At 50.0% G+C, this 21,677-nt stretch carries 15 protein-coding genes and 6 tRNA genes; 6 read left to right on the top strand and 15 right to left on the bottom strand.

What is annotated here, in order from left to right; all coding sequences use genetic code 11:
- Nucleotides 1-109: 109 nt before the first annotated feature.
- Nucleotides 110-193, bottom strand: a tRNA-Leu gene (locus HA050_RS00400).
- Nucleotides 194-669: 476 nt separating this feature from the next.
- Between HA050_RS00400 and HA050_RS00395 the strand changes: the two genes are divergently transcribed.
- The 3 genes from HA050_RS00395 to HA050_RS00385 are packed head-to-tail and all read left to right on the top strand — an operon-like array spanning nucleotide 670 to nucleotide 5,911.
- Nucleotides 670-1,812, top strand: a complete 1,143-nt coding sequence (locus HA050_RS00395; protein ID WP_166820675.1) for an FIST signal transduction protein — start codon at nucleotides 670-672, stop codon at nucleotides 1,810-1,812.
- Nucleotides 1,805-4,780 (top strand): ATP-binding protein, encoded by a 2,976-nt coding sequence (locus HA050_RS00390; RefSeq protein ID WP_166820672.1) that lies wholly within the window; start codon nucleotides 1,805-1,807, stop codon nucleotides 4,778-4,780. Before HA050_RS00395 ends, HA050_RS00390 begins: the two co-directional genes overlap by 8 nt.
- A 9-nt stretch (nucleotides 4,781-4,789) precedes the next feature.
- Nucleotides 4,790-5,911 carry a response regulator gene (locus tag HA050_RS00385; RefSeq protein WP_166820669.1) on the top strand — a complete coding sequence of 374 codons (1,122 nt, stop codon included), beginning with the start codon at nucleotides 4,790-4,792 and terminating at the stop codon, nucleotides 5,909-5,911.
- 169 nt (nucleotides 5,912-6,080) lie between these two features.
- Here HA050_RS00385 and HA050_RS00380 read toward each other — a convergent pair.
- From HA050_RS00380 to HA050_RS00360, 5 genes are all read right to left on the bottom strand, one after another.
- A tRNA-Cys gene (locus HA050_RS00380) sits at nucleotides 6,081-6,154 on the bottom strand.
- 42 nt (nucleotides 6,155-6,196) lie between these two features.
- Nucleotides 6,197-6,272 (bottom strand) — tRNA-Gly (locus HA050_RS00375).
- 22 nt (nucleotides 6,273-6,294) lie between these two features.
- Nucleotides 6,295-6,370: transfer RNA gene (locus HA050_RS00370), tRNA-Gly, on the bottom strand.
- Nucleotides 6,371-6,404: 34 nt separating this feature from the next.
- A tRNA-Gly gene (locus HA050_RS00365) sits at nucleotides 6,405-6,480 on the bottom strand.
- 28 nt (nucleotides 6,481-6,508) lie between these two features.
- Nucleotides 6,509-6,584, bottom strand: a tRNA-Gly gene (locus HA050_RS00360).
- Between the two features lie 274 nt (nucleotides 6,585-6,858).
- On the opposite strand from HA050_RS00360, the gene nadA reads away from it, so the two are divergent.
- The 3 genes from nadA to HA050_RS00345 all read left to right on the top strand — a co-directional run bounded on the left by nadA (nucleotide 6,859) and on the right by HA050_RS00345 (nucleotide 9,460).
- Entirely contained in the window at nucleotides 6,859-7,776 is a 918-nt protein-coding gene (gene nadA / locus HA050_RS00355; RefSeq protein WP_166820666.1) for a quinolinate synthase NadA, read from the top strand.
- A 120-nt stretch (nucleotides 7,777-7,896) separates the two neighbouring features.
- On the top strand, nucleotides 7,897-8,946 hold the full coding sequence (locus tag HA050_RS00350) for a bifunctional nicotinamide-nucleotide adenylyltransferase/Nudix hydroxylase (protein ID WP_166820663.1): 1,050 nt from the start codon (nucleotides 7,897-7,899) through the stop codon (nucleotides 8,944-8,946).
- A 70-nt stretch (nucleotides 8,947-9,016) separates the two neighbouring features.
- On the top strand, nucleotides 9,017-9,460 hold the full coding sequence (locus HA050_RS00345) for a hypothetical protein (RefSeq protein WP_166820661.1): 444 nt from the start codon (nucleotides 9,017-9,019) through the stop codon (nucleotides 9,458-9,460).
- Nucleotides 9,461-9,523: 63 nt separating this feature from the next.
- On the opposite strand, the gene rbsB is transcribed toward HA050_RS00345, so the two are convergent.
- The 9 genes from rbsB to HA050_RS00300 all read right to left on the bottom strand — a co-directional run bounded on the left by rbsB (nucleotide 9,524) and on the right by HA050_RS00300 (nucleotide 21,560).
- Nucleotides 9,524-10,462: a ribose ABC transporter substrate-binding protein RbsB gene (gene rbsB / locus HA050_RS00340; protein WP_099399469.1), complete on the bottom strand. Its 939-nt coding sequence runs from the start codon at nucleotides 10,460-10,462 to the stop codon at nucleotides 9,524-9,526.
- Nucleotides 10,463-10,717: 255 nt separating this feature from the next.
- Nucleotides 10,718-11,656, bottom strand: coding sequence for an ABC transporter permease subunit (locus HA050_RS00335; protein ID WP_166820659.1), 939 nt, complete (start codon nucleotides 11,654-11,656; stop codon nucleotides 10,718-10,720).
- Nucleotides 11,657-11,658: 2 nt separating this feature from the next.
- On the bottom strand, nucleotides 11,659-13,134 hold the full coding sequence (locus HA050_RS00330; RefSeq protein ID WP_166820657.1) for a sugar ABC transporter ATP-binding protein: 1,476 nt from the start codon (nucleotides 13,132-13,134) through the stop codon (nucleotides 11,659-11,661).
- Between the two features lie 88 nt (nucleotides 13,135-13,222).
- Nucleotides 13,223-13,621, bottom strand: a complete 399-nt coding sequence (rbsD, locus tag HA050_RS00325) for a D-ribose pyranase (protein WP_166820655.1) — start codon at nucleotides 13,619-13,621, stop codon at nucleotides 13,223-13,225.
- On the bottom strand, nucleotides 13,618-14,502 hold the full coding sequence (rbsK, locus tag HA050_RS00320) for a ribokinase (RefSeq protein WP_166820653.1): 885 nt from the start codon (nucleotides 14,500-14,502) through the stop codon (nucleotides 13,618-13,620). The genes rbsD and rbsK overlap by 4 nt, the downstream gene beginning before the upstream one ends.
- Nucleotides 14,503-14,882: 380 nt before the next feature.
- On the bottom strand, nucleotides 14,883-16,190 hold the full coding sequence (locus tag HA050_RS00315; RefSeq protein ID WP_166820652.1) for a GGDEF domain-containing protein: 1,308 nt from the start codon (nucleotides 16,188-16,190) through the stop codon (nucleotides 14,883-14,885).
- A gap of 383 nt (nucleotides 16,191-16,573) precedes the next feature.
- Entirely contained in the window at nucleotides 16,574-18,544 is a 1,971-nt protein-coding gene (locus HA050_RS00310) for a TonB-dependent copper receptor (protein ID WP_166820650.1), read from the bottom strand.
- Nucleotides 18,545-18,819: 275 nt separating this feature from the next.
- Nucleotides 18,820-19,098, bottom strand: coding sequence for a DUF2249 domain-containing protein (locus HA050_RS00305; protein WP_166820648.1), 279 nt, complete (start codon nucleotides 19,096-19,098; stop codon nucleotides 18,820-18,822).
- 191 nt (nucleotides 19,099-19,289) lie between these two features.
- Nucleotides 19,290-21,560: a nitric-oxide reductase large subunit gene (locus HA050_RS00300; protein WP_166820646.1), complete on the bottom strand. Its 2,271-nt coding sequence runs from the start codon at nucleotides 21,558-21,560 to the stop codon at nucleotides 19,290-19,292.
- Nucleotides 21,561-21,677 lie beyond the last annotated feature (117 nt).

Below are 21,677 nucleotides of genomic sequence, written 5' to 3'. Positions count from 1 at the left end.
GAATATTTTTTAAAAGCCGGAATCTTTCCGGCTTTTTTCATGGGCTGCAGGCAACAAAAAACCCGCTAAGCCTTATCGGGTGCGGGTTTAAAGTTTTGCTGCTTGAGTGTGGTGCCCGGGATCGGACTTGAACCGATACGCCATAAGCGAGGGATTTTAAGTCCCTTGTGTCTACCAATTTCACCACCCGGGCATTTCAACATCATTTGCTTTGCATTTGACTGGCATAAATCAAAGATGAATTTTTTTCTTTGGCAACTGGCTGAATTTTTATATCCCGCCTGTTTTTTTATGCTTGTTTCAAACTGCGTCAGCGACAACAGGCGTGCATTCTATCGCGTTTCGAAATTATTGCAATACCCCTGCCACAATAATTTTTATCAGGGTGGAGCGGGCATGGTTGCCGGATCTGGCTCATTTTATGGATAAGGTGGCTAGGTGATTGAATTATAGTAAAAAATATTTTTGACTGATTGCCGCTCTCTGATTCTGCCGGGTTCTGGTTTTGTAATACTTTTTTTAAAGCGGGCTATTTTCTGCTGCCCGGGCTTTGCCACATGAGGAGGGGGGTAAACGATTTTGCTGCTGATTGTTTCTTAAGGCTGAAGGTTTTGTGCAATGGATTAATTTTACTAGACTTGAATTAAGCCATGAACAAGGAGTGCTGCGATGCAAATTGCACAAATTAAATTAGGGCAGTTTGATCAGCTTGCCAGCCAGCTGGATGAATTAAAGGCCATTGAGCCTCAGTGGCTGCTGGTGTTCGGCAGCCGGGCATTTTTGGCTGATACCCCTTTATTCAGTGTGCTCAGGCAAAGTTTTCCTTCCGCAGTATTACTGGGCTGTTCAACTGCTGGCGAGATTTCTGCAGGTGGCGTTGGAGAGGATGGCTGCGTGATTACCGCTATTCACTGGCGGTTTGGGGTGCCTCAGTGTGCATTGACGCAATTGCAGGATATGCAGGACAGCGAACAGGCCGGGCAGCGGCTGGCAGAGCAGCTTCAGCAGCCTTTGTCTGGCGTTTTGCTGTTTGCTCAGGGCGTGAATATCAATGGCAGCGCCCTGGTAGCCGGGCTGGAACGTGGTTTGCCTGCGGGCGTGCCCATCATGGGAGGGCTTGCCGGAGATGGCACGGCATTCAACCAGACGGTAGTGCTCAGCCCGGCCGGGGTTGCTGCTGATGCCGTGGTGGCGATGGCGATTCCTGCCGGGGTATCTGTGGGGCATGGCTCTTATGGCGGGTGGAAGCCCTTTGGCCCGGCACGGCGGGTCAGCCGTCATGAGGGTAATGTTTTGTACGAGCTTGATGATGAGCCTGCCTTGGATGTTTATAAGCGCTATCTGGGGGAATACGCCGGGCAGTTGCCTTCTTCCGGCCTGCTGTTTCCGTTTGAGATGCTTGGGCAGGATCATTCGGCAGTGGGTGTAGTTCGTACTATTTTGGGGGTTGATGAGGCCAGTGGCAGCCTGACTCTGGCAGGAGATTTACTTAGTGATGGCTATTTGCGGCTGATGCATGCAAGTAATGATGCCTTGGCTGATGGAGCTGAATCAGCGGCTCTGGCAGCCAGAGCGCTCAATGGCGCGGTCAGCGGGCTGGGCCTGCTGGTCAGTTGTGTGGGGCGTAAATTGGTGATGGGGGGGCGTGTTGATGAAGAAATAGAAGCGGTGGCCGGGGTGCTTGGCCCGCAAATAAGTCTGGCTGGGTTTTATTCTTATGGCGAAATCAGCCCTTTGCTGGGTGCAACAGGCTGTAAATTACACAATCAAACGATGACGATCAGTATTTTGAGTGATCAGCCGTATGAATAAATTGCTCGCACGTCAGTTAAAGCGCTACCTGGCTTGGGCTGATGAGCAGGCGGTGGAGGCGATGCTGCAGGCGGCAGATTTGGCTGCGGTTGATATTCGTGACCGGTCTGTGGCGGTATTGCTGGGTAATTTCAGGCGTTTATTGCTGGCCATTGATGAGTCGTATCAGCAGTTTGACCGGGATGTGGCTCTGGGCTCGCGCAGCTTGCAAATCAGCTCGGATGAGCTGAGCAAGGCCAACAGCACTTTGCGCCAGGAGGTGCTGACAAGGCAGAGGGCGATTGATGCTTTATGGGAAACGGCAAATCGTTTACAAGCCAGCCTTGGGCGCCCGGCGCTGGGCAAAGAGAGCGCCGGGCTTGAGCAGCTTTCTGTGCTGATGGGAAGCTTGCTGAGTGAGCGGCAGCAGGCCGAGGCTGCATTACTGCAGCAGGAGGCGCAATTTCGCACGCTTGCAGGCAATGTTCCGGGTGTGGTTTTTCGGGGGCAGATCGAGTATCCACGCGGGATGCACTATATCAATGATGAAATTGAAGTGCTGACGGGCTACTCTCCTGCACATTTTCTTTTGCCTCACCTCACGCACAGCTATGGCACTTTAGTGTTGCGAGAAGATTTGGCGCTGCTTGAAAAAACGATTCATACCGCCTTAGCCGGGCCAGACCGCTATTCGGTGGAATATCGGATTGCCCATGCCAGCGGGGCAATCCGCTGGGTGCTTGAGCGCGGACAAATTGTCAGAAATGCTGCTCAGCAAGCAGAATATCTGGATGGGATTATTTTTGATATTTCAGATCAAAAACAGGCGGCGGTTCAATTGCGTCAGCTTTCTGCCGCCATTGAGGCCAATCCTGTGCCGGTGCTGATTACAGATGCGCAAGCGGCGATTGAGTATTTAAATCCAAAGTTTGAGCAGACATTTGGTTATTCATTAGCAGAAATTAAAGGTAAAACCCCCGATTTGCTGCTTTCTGGTGAGATTAATTTGCTGGCTTATCAGGAAATGTGGCAAAGCTTATTGCGCGGGGATGAATGGCGGCGCGATGTCCGGCATTGCTGCAAATCGGGGCAGGTCGTCTGGATGTCAGTTTCGGTGTCACCTATCCGGGATGCCGCGGATAACGTCACGCATTTTGTGACGGTATACGACAATATTGAGTTGCGTAAGGCCACCGAAGAGGCGCTGATTAAAGCAAAAGAGGCTTCTGATCAGGCCAACCGGCTTAAAAGTGATTTTTTAGCCAATATGAGCCATGAAATACGCACCCCGATGAATGCGATTATTGGAATGACTCATCTGGCATTAAATACAGATTTAAACAAACAGCAAAGAGATTATTTAACTAAAACCAGTTGTACCGCTGAATCTTTATTACATATTCTGAATGATATTCTGGATTTTTCTAAAATTGAGGCCAATCGCCTGCAAATGGAGATATTGCCTTTCAGGCTTGAATCTGTTTTAGAAAAACTGGCTGCCCTTTATACATTAAAAGCAGAAGAAAAAGGCTTGCGGCTCTATATAGAGCAAGCTGCAGATTGTGATCTTTCTTTATTGGGAGATTCTCTGCGTATTGGGCAAATATTAAATAATTTGGTTGGCAATGCGATTAAATTTACCCCTGAGGGTGAGGTACGGGTGCAAATCAGGCTGCTTGAAGCTGAGGAGCAGCGGGTGCATTTGCAAATTGCAGTAAAAGACACAGGAATAGGCTTATCCGCAGCACAAATCGCCCGGTTGTTTAAGCCTTTTTCTCAGGCGGATAGCTCTACCACCCGGAAATTTGGTGGCACGGGCTTGGGTTTATCTATTTGCAAGCGTTTGGTTGAGCTGATGAAAGGGCGAATCTGGATTGAAAGCACGCCTCAGCAGGGGAGTACATTTTATGTGTCATTGTGGCTGATGCGCTCGGCCGAGCAGGTTTTGCCCGATCTGGTGAGCGGGCCTGTGCAGCGTCTTGATGGTGTGCGTATTTTATTGGTTGAAGACAATGTGCTTAATCAGCAGGTGGCTTATGAGCTGTTAACTAATGCAGGGGCCCGCGTCATTATTGCTCAGCATGGCGGGGAGGCGCTGGGCTGGTTATCCATTGATCCTTTGCCTTGTGATTTGATTTTAATGGATTTACAAATGCCGGTGGTGGATGGCCATCAGGCTACGCAATTAATTCGCTCTGAACCCCGTTTTAATTCTCTGGCCATTGTGGCGATGACAGCGCATGCCATGTCGGATGAGCGTCAGCGCTGCCTGGATTTGGGGATGAATGACTATATTACTAAGCCTGTGCAACCCCATGAGCTGTTTTCAACGGTTGCAAAATGGGCTGGGCAGGCTGTCCGCCCTCAGCCTGAGGATGGTAAAAAAGTAAGCAAAGTGTCTGATGAGTCTGTACTTCCCCATTTACCAGGCATAAATACACAAGAGGTTTTGCAGCGGCTGGGGGGGAATAAAGCACTGATCACGCATCTTTTTAAGCAGTTTTATCAGGATTATCAAGGGGGGTACGAGCAGCTTCAGCACTTGTTAAAGACGGATGCCAAGGGGGCCGAGCGCTGGGTTCACTCGATAAAAGGGGTGGCGGGTACTTTGGGTATGCATGATTTGATGCTGGCTGCCGGGCAGCTGGAGCGGCAGCTTCAGCTTTATCCCGCAGATGAGGGCGCTGCAGCTTATCCTTTTAAATCAGCGCTCAATCACATGCTTGGCACGGTTGGCCGTGGCTATACTCAATTTATAAAACCACAGAAAAATCCGCCGGATGCAGAGCAAATATGCTTGTTGATCAAACAGCTGTCAGCTCTTTTGGATGATTGTGATGGTGATTCGGTTGATGTGTATTACCGTTTACGTGAGCAACTGGAAGGGTGGGTTGAAGTGGTCTTACTTGATCGTCTGGGGGAAGCAATTAATACATTTGATTTTGAACGGGCTTTAGAGAGCCTTACGCTGATCGGGAAAAAATTGTAGGGAAATCTTATGCTCGATGCAGAGTTTAATTATCGCCGGACAATTTTATTGGTGGATGACACGCCTGCTAATCTGGCTGTGCTGAATGATTGCCTGAAAGATACCTATAAACTGCGCATCGCAAATAATGGTGAGCAGGCATTAGTCCTTGCCGAGAGGGATCCGGTTCCTGATCTGGTTTTGCTGGATGTGATGATGCCAAATATGGATGGAATTGAGGTATGTCAGCGTCTGAAGGCCAGGAGCAAAACGAATGATATTCCGGTTATTTTTCTGACTGCTAAAACGCAGGAAGCGGATGAGATTAATGGCTTTAATGCGGGGGCGGTGGATTATATTCATAAGCCGCTTAATCCGGCCATTGTGCAGGCCAGAGTCAAAAATCATATTACGATTCAGGATTTAAAAAACTCAATTCGTCTTTATAACCAGACTCTGGAAGAGCGTGTGGAGCAGCGCACTCAGGAGCTGCTGAAAATTCAGGATGCAACAATCCTGGCAATGGGTGTAATGGCCGAGCTGCGGGATGAGGAAACAGGCTTACATCTGAAGCGTACTCAGGAATATTTGCGCTGCCTTGCCGGGGCGGTGGCTCATCATCCGCGATTTATTCATCAGCTTGATCAGGAAAGCATTGCTGGAATGGCCAAATCTGCCCCTTTGCATGATATTGGCAAGGTGGGTGTGCCGGATGCTATTTTGCATAAGCCTGCAAAGCTCACTGATGACGAGTTTACCATTATGAAGAATCACCCTACCTATGGGCGCAATATTATTCGTGAAGTAGAGCGAATGCTGGGCGAGGAAAGCGTTTTTTTGCGCTATGCTAGGGAGATCGCTTATGGGCACCAGGAAAAATGGGATGGGTCGGGCTATCCCCAGGGGGCGAAAGGTGATGAGATCCCCTTGTCAGCAAGGCTGATGGCCGTGGCAGATGTCTACGATGCTTTAGTGAGTAAGCGGGTCTATAAAGAGGCTTTTTCGCACGAGAAATCGGTAGCGATTATCCTGGAGGGTAAGGGTAAGCATTTTGATCCGGATTTAATTGATGGTTTTATAAGGGTGGCGGCGCAGTTTCAGGCAATTGCATTGCAGTACGCGGATAAAGCGGAAGACGATTTGGAGGGGTAAAGAACTTAGAGGGTGAAAGCTTGTGCTGATCACCAGCACGACCAGCCAAAAAATGGCGTGCTATTTTTCAAAGTAAAGGCTGTTTTGGGCGTTTTCACGAAAAAGCAGCTACAGGAATAGCAGGCAAAGAAAAAGCCCTGATTAATCAGGGCTTTAACTTTAATTCTACTGGAGGCGGAGGCCGGAATCGAACCGGCGTAGACGGCTTTGCAAGCCGCTGCATAACCATTTTGCTACTCCGCCATGGTTACTTAAATAAAGGATAAAATCTTTATTCTTAAAATTTGGAGCGGGAAAGGAGGCTCGAACTCCCGACATCTACCTTGGCAAGGTAGTGCTCTACCAACTGAGCTATTCCCGCATTGATTTGATTCTACATGAAATGGAGCGGGAAAGGAGGCTCGAACTCCCGACATCTACCTTGGCAAGGTAGTGCTCTACCAACTGAGCTATTCCCGCATCTGTCATGCTTTTACTACAGAACTAAAATAAGTGGAGCGGGAAAGGAGGCTCGAACTCCCGACATCTACCTTGGCAAGGTAGTGCTCTACCAACTGAGCTATTCCCGCATCTTACTTTATTTCTACAACGATTTACTGGAGCGGGAAAGGAGGCTCGAACTCCCGACATCTACCTTGGCAAGGTAGTGCTCTACCAACTGAGCTATTCCCGCATCACTGCTTTGTTTCGTTTTCTTTTCTGTCGTTGCGTCAGAAGAGGAGTCGCATTATGAAGATGAGCCCCTGCTTCGTCAAGCACTATCTGCGCATTTTTCTACCTGAAAAGGGGGTTAAATAGATAGTGGCTTGATATTTAAAGGCTAAGTTATGGTACGCTTATGGCTGCTGACGCTTGCCAGGGATACTGGTGATGCTGTTTGTCGTCAGCAATACATTATTTTTTATGCTGCCGGGATGACGGCGGCGCCTTTCATTGGAGGAATTCCCATGTCCAAACGTGTTGTCACACTTGCGCATTACTATACCCAGCCTGAAATCCAGCAGATGGCCGACAAAGTTGGCGATAGTTTAGAGCTGTCTTTATATGCTAAAGAATGCGGTGCAGACGTTATTGTGTTTGCCGGCGTGCGTTTTATGGCTGAAACCGCCAAGATTCTTAACCCGCAGGCTGAGGTGATTTTGCCGGCCAGCGGCTCCACTTGTTCCTTAGTCACCCAAACCGACGTGGCCGCCTTACAAAAATGGCGTGAAGAGCATGCTGATTACGTGCACGTTTCTTATATTAATTCCTCGGCGGAGCATAAGGCTTTATCGGATTGGATTGTTACCAGCCGTAATGTGGATGACATTATCGCCAGCCTTTATGCCGAGGGTAAAAAGGTGGCGTTCTCGCCAGACCGCAATATGGGCGCGTATTTAAACTTCCAGTATGGCTACGATATGCCGCTGTGGAGCGCTGTGTGCGAAGTGCACGATAAATTCAACCAGGCCGCGCTGGATGAAGCATTTGCCGCCGTAACAGGCGCCAAATACCTGATTGCTCACCCGGAAAGCCCGCTGCCTGTGTTGCAGCAGGCAGATTATGTGGGCTCCACATCGGGCATGCTGAATTGGATTAAATCGTTTGATAAAGAGCCGGATGCGGTCATCTTTGTCGCGACTGAAGACGGCATTCTCTACAATATGGGCCTTGCCCGGCCTGACTTGAATATCAAACAAGCTCCGATTTACGCGGGCTGTCAGTGTAATTCCTGTCCTTATATGAAGATGAACACGATCGATGCAGTAAAACGCGCTCAAGCGGGCGAGGGCACACGCATTGATTACCTGAACAGTGAGCAAATGGATAACGCCCGCCTGCCGATCGAACGTATGTTGGAGTTCTCCAAGCGTTATTACCAGTAAGCAGCATTTAAGAAAAAAGGGCGGGTTTGTTACCCGCCTTTTTTTGCCATTTAAGTTTGAAGCTTGTGATTTCTTTCGGGCTTCTTTCCTATATCAGATTAAATGACGGGTGATTGAATAATGCTGGATTACCTCGTATTTATTGGGCGCTTTCAGCCTTTCCATCTTGGGCATTTGCAGGTGGTGAAGGCGGCTTTAGAGCGGGCGGGCAAGCTGATTGTGATTTGCGGCTCGGCGCGTCAGGCCAGAAACCCGCGCAACCCATGGACAGTACCTGAGCGCGAAGCGATGTTGCGGGCCGCCTTGCCGCCGCAGATGCAGGACAGAGTGTTTGTGGTGGGATGCTCGGACCGGATGTACAACGATCAGCAGTGGGTGACCGAGGTGCAAAGCCTCGTGGATAAAGTGATCGCGGTGGATACCGCCAGCCTTGGCAGCCGGGAAGCGCAGTTTAAAGTAGGCATTGTGGGCAGCAGCCGCAGCAAACACACGTATTACCTTGATCTGTTCCCGCAGTGGCAGCGGGTTGAAGTGCCCGAGATAGCGGGCATTCATGCCTCGCAAGTGCGGCGTAATCTGTTTGCCGATGGCGGGGCAGGGCTTTGTGCCGATAAATTACCTGCGCCTGTCTATGCGCATTTACAAGCGTTTCGCTCTGGTGATGTATATGCCAATCTGGAGGCAGAATGGCGCTTTGTGCAGGACTATCGCAAGGCTTGGTCGGCGGCGCCCTATCCGCCTACTTTTGTTACTGTGGATGCGGTGGTGATTCACTCCGGGCATATTTTGCTGGTGCGGCGCAAAAACTTGCCGGGGCGAGGGCTGTGGGCCTTGCCGGGCGGGTTTATTAATCAGGATGAGCTGGTTAAAGATGCGGTGATCCGGGAGCTGCGTGATGAAACGCGTTTAAAAGTGCCTGCGCCGGTGCTGGCGGGCTCGATTCGCTCTTCACGGGTTTTTGATCATCCGCACAGATCCTTGCGCGGGCGCACCATTACCCATGCGTTTTTAATTGAGCTTACGCCCACTGGTGAGGGCTTGCCTAAGGTGCGTGGCGGGGATGATGCAGAGCGGGCTAAATGGGTGCCGTTATTTGAATTTAACCGTATGGAAGCCGAGCTGTTTGAAGACCATTTTTATATTGTGAATTGGTTTTTAGGGCAGATTTAAGGTTAAAAGATGATTGGCATGTTGATATATGCTCATTTAAAGTGTTTTTTTAATCTGGTGCCAGTGCATTATGAAAGCATTTGAATTGATAGAAAAAGAATTTTGGGAAGATTTGCTTGCCAGTTTTGATCTGGGTGAATACAGCGAAGAATTCGTAATTGAATACTCCGCAATCGGTATGAATCTTGATGCTCAAATGGGCATGGCTTTTTTTGAAGCTGATCATCATGAACCCGATGTGAAGATCAGCTCATCCAGCGCAAAAATGAAAACAATCACTGATTCAAATCAGGCCACCCTGGTGGAATATGCATTTGATGATGACGATCTGATGCTGGCTTTTGTTCAGCCTTTAACGCCAGAGAGTGAAGTGTTTTGGAAGAATAAGTCTGATGATCAATATCATGCGATCACGGCTTCTGATCGTATGGCGCTGATTGCCGCACAAATAGTTTTAAATCAGGCTGCTGCATCCATTGTTGCCAGCGAATTAAAAGAAATGGGTGAGTTTTAATTGAGCAGCTGACTGATGCTAATTAAAAAAGCCTGCATCACAAGATGCAGGCTTTTTTATGACTTACTTAACCAGCTCTAAAGGCACTGGAATATTTTTCTCTGGTGCCTGGCCGTCGATAATTTTCTTAGCCGCTTCAATCCCCATTTTGCCGATCAGCTCAGGTTTTTGTTGTACGGTAGCGGCCATTTTGCCGGCTTTTACTGCAGCCACAGCATCTGCTGTGGCATCAAAGCCCACTACAACGACATTTTTCAGGCCAGCAGCTTCAAGCGCTTGTACTGCACCCAGAGCCATTTCATCGTTGTGGGCAAATACGGCTTTAATCTTTTTATTGCCTTGCAGGATGTTTTCCATCACAGACAAGCCTTTAGCGCGATCAAAATCAGCAGGCTGTTTGGCGGCGACTTTTACGCCTTTTTCAGCATCCACTCCGGCATGAAAGCCCTGGCCACGCTCACGCGCGGCAGAAGAGCCGGCAATGCCTTCCAGCTCGGCGATTTCACCTTGCTTGCCGATTTTTTCCAGCAGAAACGCTGCTGCCATTTTGCCGCCCGCTACATTATCTGAAGCAATATGGCTGACCACTTCGCCGCCATTGACGCTGCGATCCAGTGTAATCACGGGGATTTTTGCCGCATTCGCTTGTTTAACGGCAGACACCAGCGCATCAGAGTCTGTTGGGTTAATCAGAATCACTTTTACTTTTTTCTGGATTAAATCTTCGATGCTGGCAATTTGTTTAGCCGCATCGTCTTGCGCGTCTACGGTAATCAGCGTCAGGCCATTGGCTTTGGCTGCTTCCTCTGCACCTTGTTTTAAGGTGACAAAGAAAGGATTGTTTTGGGTGGAAACCGCTAAGCCAACTGTATTGCTGCTTGCAGTTTCGGCAACCGGCGGGGCAGAAGCCGCTGGTGCTGCGCTTTCCGGGCCTTGCTTGGAGCAGGCAGAGAAAGCAAGGGCCATTGAGGCGATCAGAAGAGGTTTGAGCCAAGTTTTCATGTTTAAAGCCTTGTGTGTGAAGGACGACGACATTAGCACTGGCGACTTCTGCGCCATTGAGTGCTTCTTTTTAGCCTGGCGATATATTGCCAGGCTTGAAAAACAGGGGGGAAGGGACCCGCCCTATTAACAAAAGGGAATGTGCAGCCAGGGTTAGCGGGGGTGATGCAAATCGGCGGACAAGCCCGCTAAGCCCAACTGTTAAATTATCATTCTCTGGTGTTGTGGCTTTAAGGGCGTGATCCCCGCAGCCCTTTATTTCTTAGCACTTCTGTCCAGTAATACTGCCAGCAGGATAACGCTTCCCTTAATAACTTGCTGGTAAAATGATGACACAGATAGTAAGTTCAAGCCATTATTGAGAACCCCTATCAACACTGCGCCGATCAGGGTGCCGACAATCCAGCCCCGGCCACCGGATAAGCTGGTGCCGCCTAAAACAACCGCTGCAATGGCGTCCAGCTCGTATCCCATGCCTGCATTGGGCTGGGCGGAGTTCAAGCGAGATGTGAGGATGACACCTGCCAGGGCCGATAAGCCACCAGAAAGGGTGTAAACCCAAAGCTTGACACGGTTTACTTTTACGCCAGAGATCAGCGAGGCTTCTTCATTGCCGCCCACTGCATAAACATGGCGGCCAAATACGGTTTTTTTGAGTACAAACCAAAGAGCAATAAAGGCAAGTGTTGTGGTTAGCACAGGTACAGGAATCAGATTGCCGATATAGCCTGCACCCAGCATAGAAAAAAAGTCGCTGTTAAAGCCAGTAATCGGGCGGCCATCTGATGCCACCAGCGCCAAGCCGCGAAATACCGTCATGGTGCCAAGGGTGGCAATAAAGGGGGCGACCTTGCCGCGGCTAATAATAATGCCGTTGACAGCACCCAGCGCTGCACCCGCCAATACGCCAAATAAGGTTGCAAGTACCGGATCAACACCGGCCGCCATCATGCTGGCAATGGCTACAGAAGAGAGTGCCAGTACTGCGCCGACAGATAAATCAATCCCTCCCAGCAAAATCACAAAGGTCATACCAAAGGCGATCAGTGCATTGATCGATACCTGGCGCAGCACATTCAGCAGATTATTAACGGTGAGAAAATCACGGCTCATCACCGACAAAACGCCGGAAATAAGCAGCAGTGCGAGCAGGGGGCCCAGTTTTTGTAGTGTGGCTTTTTGGCTTTGGTTCATGATTACTGGCCTCCGGTGGCGGCGTGCATAATTGATTCTTGGGTGGCCGTTTTCGCGTCGAAAATGCCGGCGCTTTGTCCCTGGTGCATCACCAGGATGCGATCGCTCATGGCGAGTACTTCGGGCAGCTCGGATGAGATCATTAAAATGGCGACGCCACTGGCGGCCAGCTCATTAATAATGTGGTAAATCTCGGCCTTGCCGCCTACATCAACCCCGCGGGTGGGTTCGTCTAAAAACAGCACCTTGGGATGAATTCCCAGCCATTTTGCAAACACCACTTTTTGCTGATTACCGCCTGATAGTGATTTCACTTCTAAATCAGCATCACGGGTACGGACAGACAGCTTGCGTATCATTTCGCTAACGTTTTTACTTTCGGCATCGTGGTCAATCACACCCATTTTGCTTGGGGTATGAGTCAGGCTGATGTTTTCTTTTACCGATAAACCCAGCACAAGGCCCTGTGATTTTCTGTCTTCTGTGACATAGCCTATGCCGTGGCTGATGGCCTCTATCGCTGAATTGCAATGTACTTGCTTACCATCCAGCCAGATTTGTCCTGCTGATTTAGGCGAGAGTCCAAAAAGGCTATGGGCAATTTCGCTGCGCCCCGCACCCATCAGGCCCGCTACACCCAGCACTTCACCCTGGCGAATTTCAAAATTGATCCCGCTGATGGTGTGATCATCTGCGAGGTTTTCTACCTTAAAACGCACAGCCCCAGGGGCGCTGCTTCGCTTGGGGTAGCGGTCACCAATTTCACGTCCCACCATCATTCTGACGATTTCATCAAAGCGCGTTTCTTTGATCACGCGGGTGCCTACAAACTGGCCATCCCGCAATACCGAGATGCGATCGCAAACCTGAAAGATTTCTTCCATACGGTGCGATACATACACAATGCCTACACCGCGTGCTTTTAAATCCTGCATCAGCTTGAATAAGACTTCGATTTCCCGATTGCTGAGCGCAGCTGTGGGCTCATCCATAATCAGGACTTGCGCGTTGAGTGACAGCGCTTTGGCAATCTCCACCATTTGCTGCTGGCCGATAGATAAGCTGCCTGCTTCCTGGTCCGGGTCGATATTTGTAATGCCTAAGAGGGCCAGATATTCGCGGCAAAGCGCGCGCATTTCGCCGGATTTCAGCCAGCCGCCACGGGTTTTTTCACGCCCTAAAAACAGATTATCCATCACCGATAATTCACGGATCAGGTTCAGCTCCTGGTGAATGATGGCAATGCCCAGCGCTTCGGCTTCTTTGGGGCTGTGAATGGCTACTTCGCGGCCATCCACATGAATACGGCCAGCGTCGCTTGGGTAAATGCCGGTGAGGATTTTCATCAGCGTGGATTTACCCGCGCCGTTTTCACCCATCAGCGCATGGATCTCGCCGCGTTCCAGCGCAAAATCCACGCCTTCCAGCACCTTAACCGGGCCAAAAGATTTATTGATGCCTTGCATTTGGATCAGCATACGAAAGCCTTGGTTTTTAATGACTGAGGGTTGTAAAAAATACATAAAAGCGCTGTAGCAGCAGGGCAAAAAAAGGCATAAGCCAGCTTTAGAAAATGACGCCCGAATGCAAAATGATATTGGCGTAGGGCGATGCTTCGCCGGTGCGGATCACCGCCCTGGCTTTGTGGCACAGCTGTTTGAATTCTTCATGGCTGACAAAATCAATACTAATACCTGACGATTGCATGGCTTGTGCCTGAGCTGCAACTGTTGGATTTTTTGCCAGGCATTCTGTGGCAAATACGGCACGCTCTACCTGCATGTCGGCAAGGATTTCCTGCAGCGTGTCCACAAAGCTGGGCTGGCCCAGTTTGAGTGCCAGATCGATGCGCTCTACATGATCAGGAATCGGCAAGCCGCAGTCGGCAATTACAATGCTGTCGGTGTGGCCCAATTGGGCGAGTACGCGTGCGATATCGCTGTTTAAAATGCCGTGCTTTTTCATGATTGTTTCTTTAAGAATTGTTCGAGTTCTGCAAGGGTGGGCATGCCGCCCTGCGCGCCAGCGCGGGTGACTGATAATGCACCTGCTGCGCTGGCTCTTTTTGTGGCTTCTGCAATGCCCAGGTGCCAGAAAGTGGCGAGTGCACCGTTAAAGGTGTCGCCTGCGCCGGTGCTGTCGGCCAGATCTACCTTAAAGCCTGCCTGGTGCTGAAGTTGCCCGCCCTGATTAAACCAGGCACCATCACTGCCCTTGGTCATCACCGCTGCGTGCTTAGCCAGGACGGTTTTCCAATCTGCTTCTGATTCACCAAGTGCTTCCAGCAGCTCAAATTCATTCGGAGTGAGCAGGGTGCACAGCGCCAGTAATTCAGCGGGTAAAGCCTGCGCAGGAGCGGGGTTCAGAAAGAAAGGCTTACCGTGTTTCTGAGCGAGCTTCGCCGCGGCCAGCACCGTATCTAAAGGAATTTCCAGCTGGGCCAGAATCACGTCGGCATCGATAAAGGCGGCCTCGGCAGTGCTGATATCGCTTGGGCTAAGCTGCATATTTGCGCCTGGCACTACCACAATGGCGTTGTCTCCCTGGCAGAGCGTAATCAGCGCCACACCGGTAGCCGTATCCGGGCTGGTTTTAAGCCAGCGGGTATCAATCCCTTCCGCCGCCAGACCCGCGGTCAGCGTTTGGCCAAATTCGTCATTGCCGACACAGCCCACCATCGCAACCGAAGCGCCAAGGCGCTGTGCGGCCACGGCCTGATTGGCCCCTTTGCCACCCGGATGCGTTGCAAACTGCTCGCCAAACAGCGTTTCGCCCATGCGGGGAAACTGCTGGGTATGGACCACTAAATCCATATTTATGCTGCCAACGACGACTACTTTTGTCATGTTGCACCTTTACATTTTCTGATTGCGGCTTGATTTATGAGCAATGCTAAACCGTACGCAGCAAAAAATATAGATCTAAATCAAGAAAATGTAGTGCTTTTCAAAAAACTACGGGATTTTCCCGATGGGGGGATGGCCAGAGCAGCCTGCAGGCGGAAAACAAGGTGCCAGGAGGAGGGGGCAAATAAGGGGGAGTAAAGAGCAAGGCCTTGCCCCCATAGAAAAGATGCAAAGCACTCGCTGCTGAGTGGGATATTCTGCTTATCCTGCTAAGGCTTAATAGCGAACCACAGAGAACTTAAAGTTTCACCAGGTAAAACCAAGTTTTGCAAATGAATTCTTTGTGGTTCGGGATTGGGTTTTTTATAGCCAGGTCGTCTTTACTCTGCCACTTCCACCCGATTACGTCCGCCGGCTTTTGCGCGGTAGAGCGCCAGATCTGCTCTGTGCAGCGTGGCTTCAAATTGTTCACCTTTTTGCCGCTCTGCGACGCCAAAGCTGCAGCTCAGTGGGATTTCTGCGGGCCAGCTTTGGCTGAACAGCCATAAACGCAGCTTTTCAGCGAGGCGCTCTGCCTGTGCCAGATTGCTGTGCTGGCATAGTAAAATAAATTCTTCTCCCCCCAGACGAATCAGTTGTTCGCTTGGGCGAATTTGCTGCTGAATATGCTGAACCAGCTGGCAAAGCACTTGATCTCCCGTTCCATGGCCATAGTGATCATTAATTTTTTTAAAGTAATCAATATCAATAAAAATAATGCTGCCTGGTGTATCGGGTGTTTCTTTGGCAAGTAATATACTCAGCCCCTCCCGATTAAACGCGAGAGTTAGCGGATCACGCATGCTGCGCTCAGCAAGTAATTGATTGGTTTCCTGCAAATGCTGTTGGGCATTTTCCAAATCTTTTTGCCTGGCATGGCTGCGTTGTAAAGCTTGCATTGACCGGCGTAATTCACTGAGCAGCCAGACGGCGGCAGTGCCTCCCCATAATAAAAGAAGTAATAGTTGCAAAGTATCGTTATTGATCCATTTGCCACGAAACTCGATATAAGCCAGATCAATCCGGATATTGGACAGTTCCGGATAAAGGCCTGTTGCCAGACGAATTTCTCTTATATTACTAAATTCATTATTTGTCCATTTAGGTGGTATTTTTTTATCAGCAATCCACCATGAAGCCACATTAAATTGATGCCATTTAAGGGTTTGCGTGCTCCAGCCTGCAGCTCCGGGCAGGTAAACCTCGGTAAATTTCTGACTGCGATAATCACTTTCAATACTATATTCGGGGTTGAAATTAACCATCACTAAATTGACTTGTTCACGCGTATTTTGATAGCGATAGCGAATGGTAATGTCTGTATATTTGGATAAATCAATTCCTTGCGTGCCATTGCTCAAGTCGAAATCAATCGAACAATATGGGGTGCGATGACCTTTATTAAGCTGGCAGTCTAAGCGCCAGTATTTGGGGTTGATGCTAATTAAACCAATACTTTTTCCACCATTATTATCTCTGTCGTCACTGGCACTGATTTTATTAAAATTGCCGGGGTCAAAGCGTAAATATAAATTCATGCCATAGTGTTGCCACAGTAATAATGAGGCGGTCAGCAGGATGAGCAGGCCAAGCACAAAATGGATAGGTTGAAGAATGCGCCACTGACTGATGATTTTCTGTGCGGGCATGAGCAAACCTATTGATAACAATTAGTCTGCAGTATCGGATTGAAATTTATAAATGGCTAGCCCAAATTGGTCACTTGTCTTGCTTACATTAATATGCAAAACGCTTTAAATTCTCTTATTAACCTTGGTAGCGCTTAAGTAATGGTGATTTCGGAGCGGATTACTTTTTTGGCTATGAGATGGCTCACAATCATTCAGGGGCCGGAGTGCTTCAGGGCGAGCCAACTTTGGGTATTTACCAGCTATGAATCCAGCGCCACACCAGGATTTACCACTCAGTGGCGGCAATACACAGCATGTTTGCATGCTGCGTATGCCGCCTGGCACCTGTAAAAAACATCACGCCTGTTTAAGCGCAGATGATGAGCTTTAAATCCTCTGCCCTATAAATTGATTTGCCCTTTCAGCCAAAGCGTTCTGCCAGGCTCGTTGATTTTGCTGGTTTGTAAATAGCCACCCACCATTGCGCCTGCGCGGCTGATGTGTTCTGCATAGTTACGATCAAAGAGATTATCAACACCGATGCTGAGCTGGCTGTTTTTGCCGGGCTTGTAAGCTGCGTTGAGTGAGAAAATCGTGAAGCCTGCTGTGCTGCCCGTATCCTGACCAACGATATTGCCCTTGCCCGGGTCGATTCTGTTTTGTGCCGCTACCGCACGGATCAGCCCGCCGACATTCCAGTTGGCCTCATTCCAGCTGATATTTAAGCGGCTTTCCAGCGGTGGGATTTGGGCCAGGTCGCTGTGATCGGTTTGATTATTGCCACGCACAAAGGAGAGCGCCAAATCGCTTTTTAGTTTGGGACTGATCTGATAAGCCAGCCCCATTTCGCCGCCCCATGTGCTGGCGTCTGCGTTGCGGCTGATGGTTTTTGTGCCCATGCTGCCATTGGGCACGCCGGACTGAATCAAAATATAGTCATCAATCTGGTTATAAAACGCAGAGGCGCTGAGTGATAAAGGCCCATCGTGATGAATTGCGCCCAGATCAAGCTGGCTGGTTTTTTCTGTGGCGGTGTTAAACGCAGAATTGCTGTCTGCACTTTGCTTGCTGATCAGCTCCCAGTAATCCGGCGCGCGTTCGCTGCGGCCTAAGCCCGCATAGACCATCGTGTCAGGGCTGATATCCTGCTCAAGGCGTATAAAGCCGCTGCCCAATACTTCATTGCGTTCTTGCCTGGCCGTTGCACCGCTCAGGCGTCTGTCGTTAGCCTGCCAAAAGTCGGCACGCGCACCGCTGATCAGGCGTGATTGCTCGCTGATAAAGTAACTGAACTCCGCAAAGACGCCGCTGTTTTTAAAGCGGGCATCGTTGATGCGTGGTTTATTTTGATAATCTTTGCCGGTGCGTAAGCTGTGCTCATCCTGCTGGAAATCCAGGCCGGTTTTTAATTGGCTTTCCTCACTGGTATTGAGTGTGGCCACCATGCGCCCGCCCCAAGTCAGGCGATCCGGATTGCTGGCCATTTCCTTGCCCGGCATGTAGGGGCGCAGGCTGTAGTTATCCATCACATGATCGATATAAGCGTGTGAAAGTTGCGCGTCGATTTGCTTAAGCAGTGGGGAGATATTCTTTTTGCTGAATTTAAAGCTCAGGCTGTTACGCGCAAACTGGCTGCCATCCATGCCGCGATCGGCGTAAGCGGCTTCACCATCGCTTTGGGTCGCAGAAAATTGCAAGCGGGTATCTTCATCGGGCGTCCAGCCCAGAGTCAGGTTGGCACTGTGCCTTTGGTAATTGGAATGCACTGCGTTGCCATTGCCATCCTTGTAATCATCTTGCCGGGAGTGAGTGGCAATCAGGCTGACATCGGCCTTGCTATTGCCAGTGGAAATCTCGCTCATGGCATCAAAGCGGCCAAAGCTGCCAACGGTCAGCGCCGCATTGGCCTTGATGCTGTCTTGTGAAAACGCGGTGGCTTTGCGCTCAAACAGCACCGTGCCCGCAGAATTACCCGGCCCATACAGCACCGTTTGCGGCCCTTTGAGCAGGCTCACTTTGTCGTAAGAATCCGCAAAAATATAGGCTGTGGGCGGGTCCATCCGGCCACCGCAGCCGCCCGGAATCTGCTCGCCATCCAGTAAAATATTCAGTCTGGAGCCTGCCATCCCCCGGAAAACCGGATCGCCATCAATCCCGCCTTTGCGAATCACATTCATGCCTGGGATGGTTTTCAAAAAACTGGCCCCGTCAGTGGCTGGTAAAGGCTGCTGCGGGTTTCTTGCATCAAGCTCTACTTTCAGCGCTTCTTGCATAGCAGGCGCGGTGACAATAACGGGGGAGAGCTGGATGGTTTCTGCGCTGACAACAGGGGCTGCAAGGCTAAGCGTGAGGGCAATGGTGGTGGTATGCATTGATTGTATTTGCCGTTGGTTTTTTTAAAATTACTGATTACGGAGAATTAAGCCGTTTTGCTTATTATGCAGAATGCATTAACGGGTGTTGATGAATGAATATTTTATATTTAATGCCATAGCATTAACAGTTTAATGGCTTTTAATCGCCCGTCATTTATTTTTTATGCTGGGTGGTTTTGATAAATATCAATAAAATATGATTGTTTTATTCAAAAAAAAACGGCACTGATCAGTGCCGTTTAAATGAGTTTAATAATAAAATAGTGTGCTGTTTATTCAACCGCCGCTTGGGAAGGCAGCAGTAAAAAATCAATCACAATGGCTTCATGATCGCGCTGAATATACGTGGCTTTAATTTTGCCCTGATAGCGCTGCTCAATTTGCGCTAATAGAGGCAATGGATCATGGTCATTTACAAAACGCATTGTTTCACCTTCATTTAATGCATCTATGGCGCCAAAAATGGCGGCATGGCGAAAGCGTTTGGCAATGCCACGGGCATCGAACCCATAAACGCCATTTAATTGATTGGGGAGGCTACAGTCGTGCATGGTGATTCCTTTTTAGATAGTTAAGTAAAAGACTTGGTATTACAGTGTGTGCCCGTTTTTTTGCAGGAGTGGCTTTAGCCGCGAAAGGCCTTAACTGGCAGAGCTTTCGCGGCTGAAGCCGCTCCAGAGGTATTTATGCTTCAGTTGGTGGATTGGTTTTTACCCTCGCCATTTTTTCCAAAACACATCCCTCAGGCATCTAGCAACTTGCCCGCATGCACAGGTAAGCTGCGGTCTCGGCCCAGTAGTTTCAGGGCAAATACGGCGAGATACACTACGCCTGCCGAGAACACGATATCGCCAGGCACGCGCAGCCAGACCAGGGCTTCCATCACAGGGGAATGGATGATCCCGGCGGAGCGCGCATACCACAGGCCGTGTTCTACGCTGGCAATGGCCTGGTAAATACCGGATGGCAGCAGCGACATAAATACCATCATAAACAGGCCAATATTCAGTGACCAGAAAGCCGGTTTCAGCAGCTTGTCATTCCAATTAGCCGCAGGGGCAAGGCCGCGTAAGCAGAACAACATCAGGCCGATACCCAGCATGCCGTACACCCCAAACAGCGCGGCGTGGCCGTGGGCTGCGGTCATGTTTAAGCCTTGCACGTAATACAGCGAGATTGGCGGGTTAATCGCAAAGCCCAGCAAGCCCGCGCCAACGGTATTCCAAAACCCCACAGCCACAAAACACATGATGGCCCAGCGATATTTAGCTACCCACGGCGCGGCTTGGTTGTGACGATAGGTTTGATAAGCTTCTGCACCGATCAGCGCCAAAGGCACTACTTCTAAGGCTGAGAACATCGCGCCGACGGCAATGACGCTGGTTGGAGAGCCGGTAAAGTACAGGTGATGCAGCGTGCCTAAAATGCCGCCAAATAAGAAAACAATCGTTTCAAGCACAATGGCGCGGTTGGCCGATGCGGCACGGATCAAGCCTAAGCGGCTGAGCAGCAGGGCAATCACGGCGGTGGCAAATACTTCAAAGAAGCCTTCTACCCACAGATGCACCAGCCACCAGCGCCAGTATTCAATCAGCGCGTAATGGGTTTTTTGCCCCCATACCAGGGATGATGCGTAAAACAGGCCGATACATACTGCAGAGATAAACACCATGGCGATCAGGCCCTGGCTTTCGGATGGTTTACGCAGCGCAGGCCATAAGCCACGGCCCAGTAAGCCAGCCCAAATCAGCAGACCAATAAACAGCAGCACTTGCCAGACACGGCCCATGCTGGTGTATTCCAAGCCTTGATTGCCCAGCCAAAAACTATAGCTGGTGCCCAAACGTTGTAAGGTGCCGGCCCAGCCACATGCAATCGATCCAACCACAATCAAGAGCAGCGCATAAAACAAAACATCCACGCCGGTTTTTTGCATCTTAGGCTCTTTGCCGCCTAATACCGGCGCTAAAAACAGGCCCGTTGCCAGCCATGCGGTAGCAATCCACAACACGCCAAGCTGAGTATGGATGGTGCGGCTAATGGTAAAGGGCAGTACTTCTGCCAGCGGAATCCCAAAGAAGCTACCGCCTTCTACCTGGTAATGGGCGGAGATAATCCCCATCCCTACTTGCGCCATCAGCAGGCCAATCACCACATAGAAATACTTCATGGTGGCTTTCATCGATGGTGTCAGTTTCAAGGTGACCAGCGGATCGTTTTCCGGGCAAATCACCGGCTCTTCATCGCGGTGCATTTGGTGGAATAAGACCATGGCTGCAATACCGGCGATCAGCAGAATAATGCTGGCAATCGACCAAATGCTGGTGCCGGTGGTCGGGGTATTGGCCACCAGTGGCTCGTGTGGCCAGTTGCTGGTGTAGGAAATATGATCAAGGCCGGGGCGATTGGTGGTGGCCGCCCATGCAGACCAAAAGAAGAATGCAGGCAGGGCTTTCAAGTCGTCAGCATTTTTAATCGAGCCAGAAATCATCGCGTATTGCTCGCGCAGCTTATCTTGCGAAGCATCGCTGCCAAACAGGCTCATATAGTGCTGCGCCACTTGCCCGATAGCCACAGCTCTGTCGGCTTGAATAGTCAGCGTATCGCTGGATTTATCGTAAGTATTGCTGCGCATCACCGGGATTAAGCGTGCATTTAGCGGCGCTTGCTCTTCACTGCTGAGCTGGCTGTAGTCTTTTTTAAACTGCTGCCTTGCCCAGATTTCACGCAGGGTAACCGCCTCGCGATGCAGCCAGTCGGCCGACCAATCCGGTGCCACATAACTGCCGTGCCCCCAAACCGAGCCCATCTGCTGGCCGCCTGCGGACAACCAGGCCTCCTGCCCCCGCTGAATTTGTTCACCGCTATACAGCAGCTTGCCGGTGCTGCTTAAAACTTGTTGGGGAATCGGCGGTTTCTCCAGGTAAATTTCCCTGCCTATCCAGCCGAGCACGGCAAAAGACAGGAAGAAAATGACCGCAAGCGAGCGCCAGTGATTGCGCGTTTTATGCATGATGTGCTCCGGATGGATGAGGCGTGTTGGTGTTTATATATGCATAATATATACCTATTTTAAAAAGATGCAAATAAAATGCATATTTAAGATGGGAGAATATTCTGGAGTAGCAGA

Source organism: Iodobacter violaceini, assembly GCF_011601265.1.
In the GTDB taxonomy this organism is placed as follows: domain Bacteria; phylum Pseudomonadota; class Gammaproteobacteria; order Burkholderiales; family Chitinibacteraceae; genus Iodobacter; species Iodobacter violaceini.
This window is presented reverse-complemented; position numbering and strand designations above follow the sequence as displayed.

Coding starts and splice junctions, on each gene's coding strand:
- HA050_RS00395 (WP_166820675.1), top strand. CDS start 670: ATGCAAATTGCACAAATTAAATTAGGGCAGTTTGATCAGCTTGCCAGC.
- HA050_RS00390 (WP_166820672.1), top strand. CDS start 1,805: ATGAATAAATTGCTCGCACGTCAGTTAAAGCGCTACCTGGCTTGGGCT.
- HA050_RS00385 (WP_166820669.1), top strand. CDS start 4,790: ATGCTCGATGCAGAGTTTAATTATCGCCGGACAATTTTATTGGTGGAT.
- nadA (WP_166820666.1), top strand. CDS start 6,859: ATGTCCAAACGTGTTGTCACACTTGCGCATTACTATACCCAGCCTGAA.
- HA050_RS00350 (WP_166820663.1), top strand. CDS start 7,897: ATGCTGGATTACCTCGTATTTATTGGGCGCTTTCAGCCTTTCCATCTT.
- HA050_RS00345 (WP_166820661.1), top strand. CDS start 9,017: ATGAAAGCATTTGAATTGATAGAAAAAGAATTTTGGGAAGATTTGCTT.
- rbsB (WP_099399469.1), bottom strand. CDS start 10,462: ATGAAAACTTGGCTCAAACCTCTTCTGATCGCCTCAATGGCCCTTGCT.
- HA050_RS00335 (WP_166820659.1), bottom strand. CDS start 11,656: ATGAACCAAAGCCAAAAAGCCACACTACAAAAACTGGGCCCCCTGCTC.
- HA050_RS00330 (WP_166820657.1), bottom strand. CDS start 13,134: ATGCTGATCCAAATGCAAGGCATCAATAAATCTTTTGGCCCGGTTAAG.
- rbsD (WP_166820655.1), bottom strand. CDS start 13,621: ATGAAAAAGCACGGCATTTTAAACAGCGATATCGCACGCGTACTCGCC.
- rbsK (WP_166820653.1), bottom strand. CDS start 14,502: ATGACAAAAGTAGTCGTCGTTGGCAGCATAAATATGGATTTAGTGGTC.
- HA050_RS00315 (WP_166820652.1), bottom strand. CDS start 16,190: ATGCCCGCACAGAAAATCATCAGTCAGTGGCGCATTCTTCAACCTATC.
- HA050_RS00310 (WP_166820650.1), bottom strand. CDS start 18,544: ATGCATACCACCACCATTGCCCTCACGCTTAGCCTTGCAGCCCCTGTT.
- HA050_RS00305 (WP_166820648.1), bottom strand. CDS start 19,098: ATGCACGACTGTAGCCTCCCCAATCAATTAAATGGCGTTTATGGGTTC.
- HA050_RS00300 (WP_166820646.1), bottom strand. CDS start 21,560: ATGCATAAAACGCGCAATCACTGGCGCTCGCTTGCGGTCATTTTCTTC.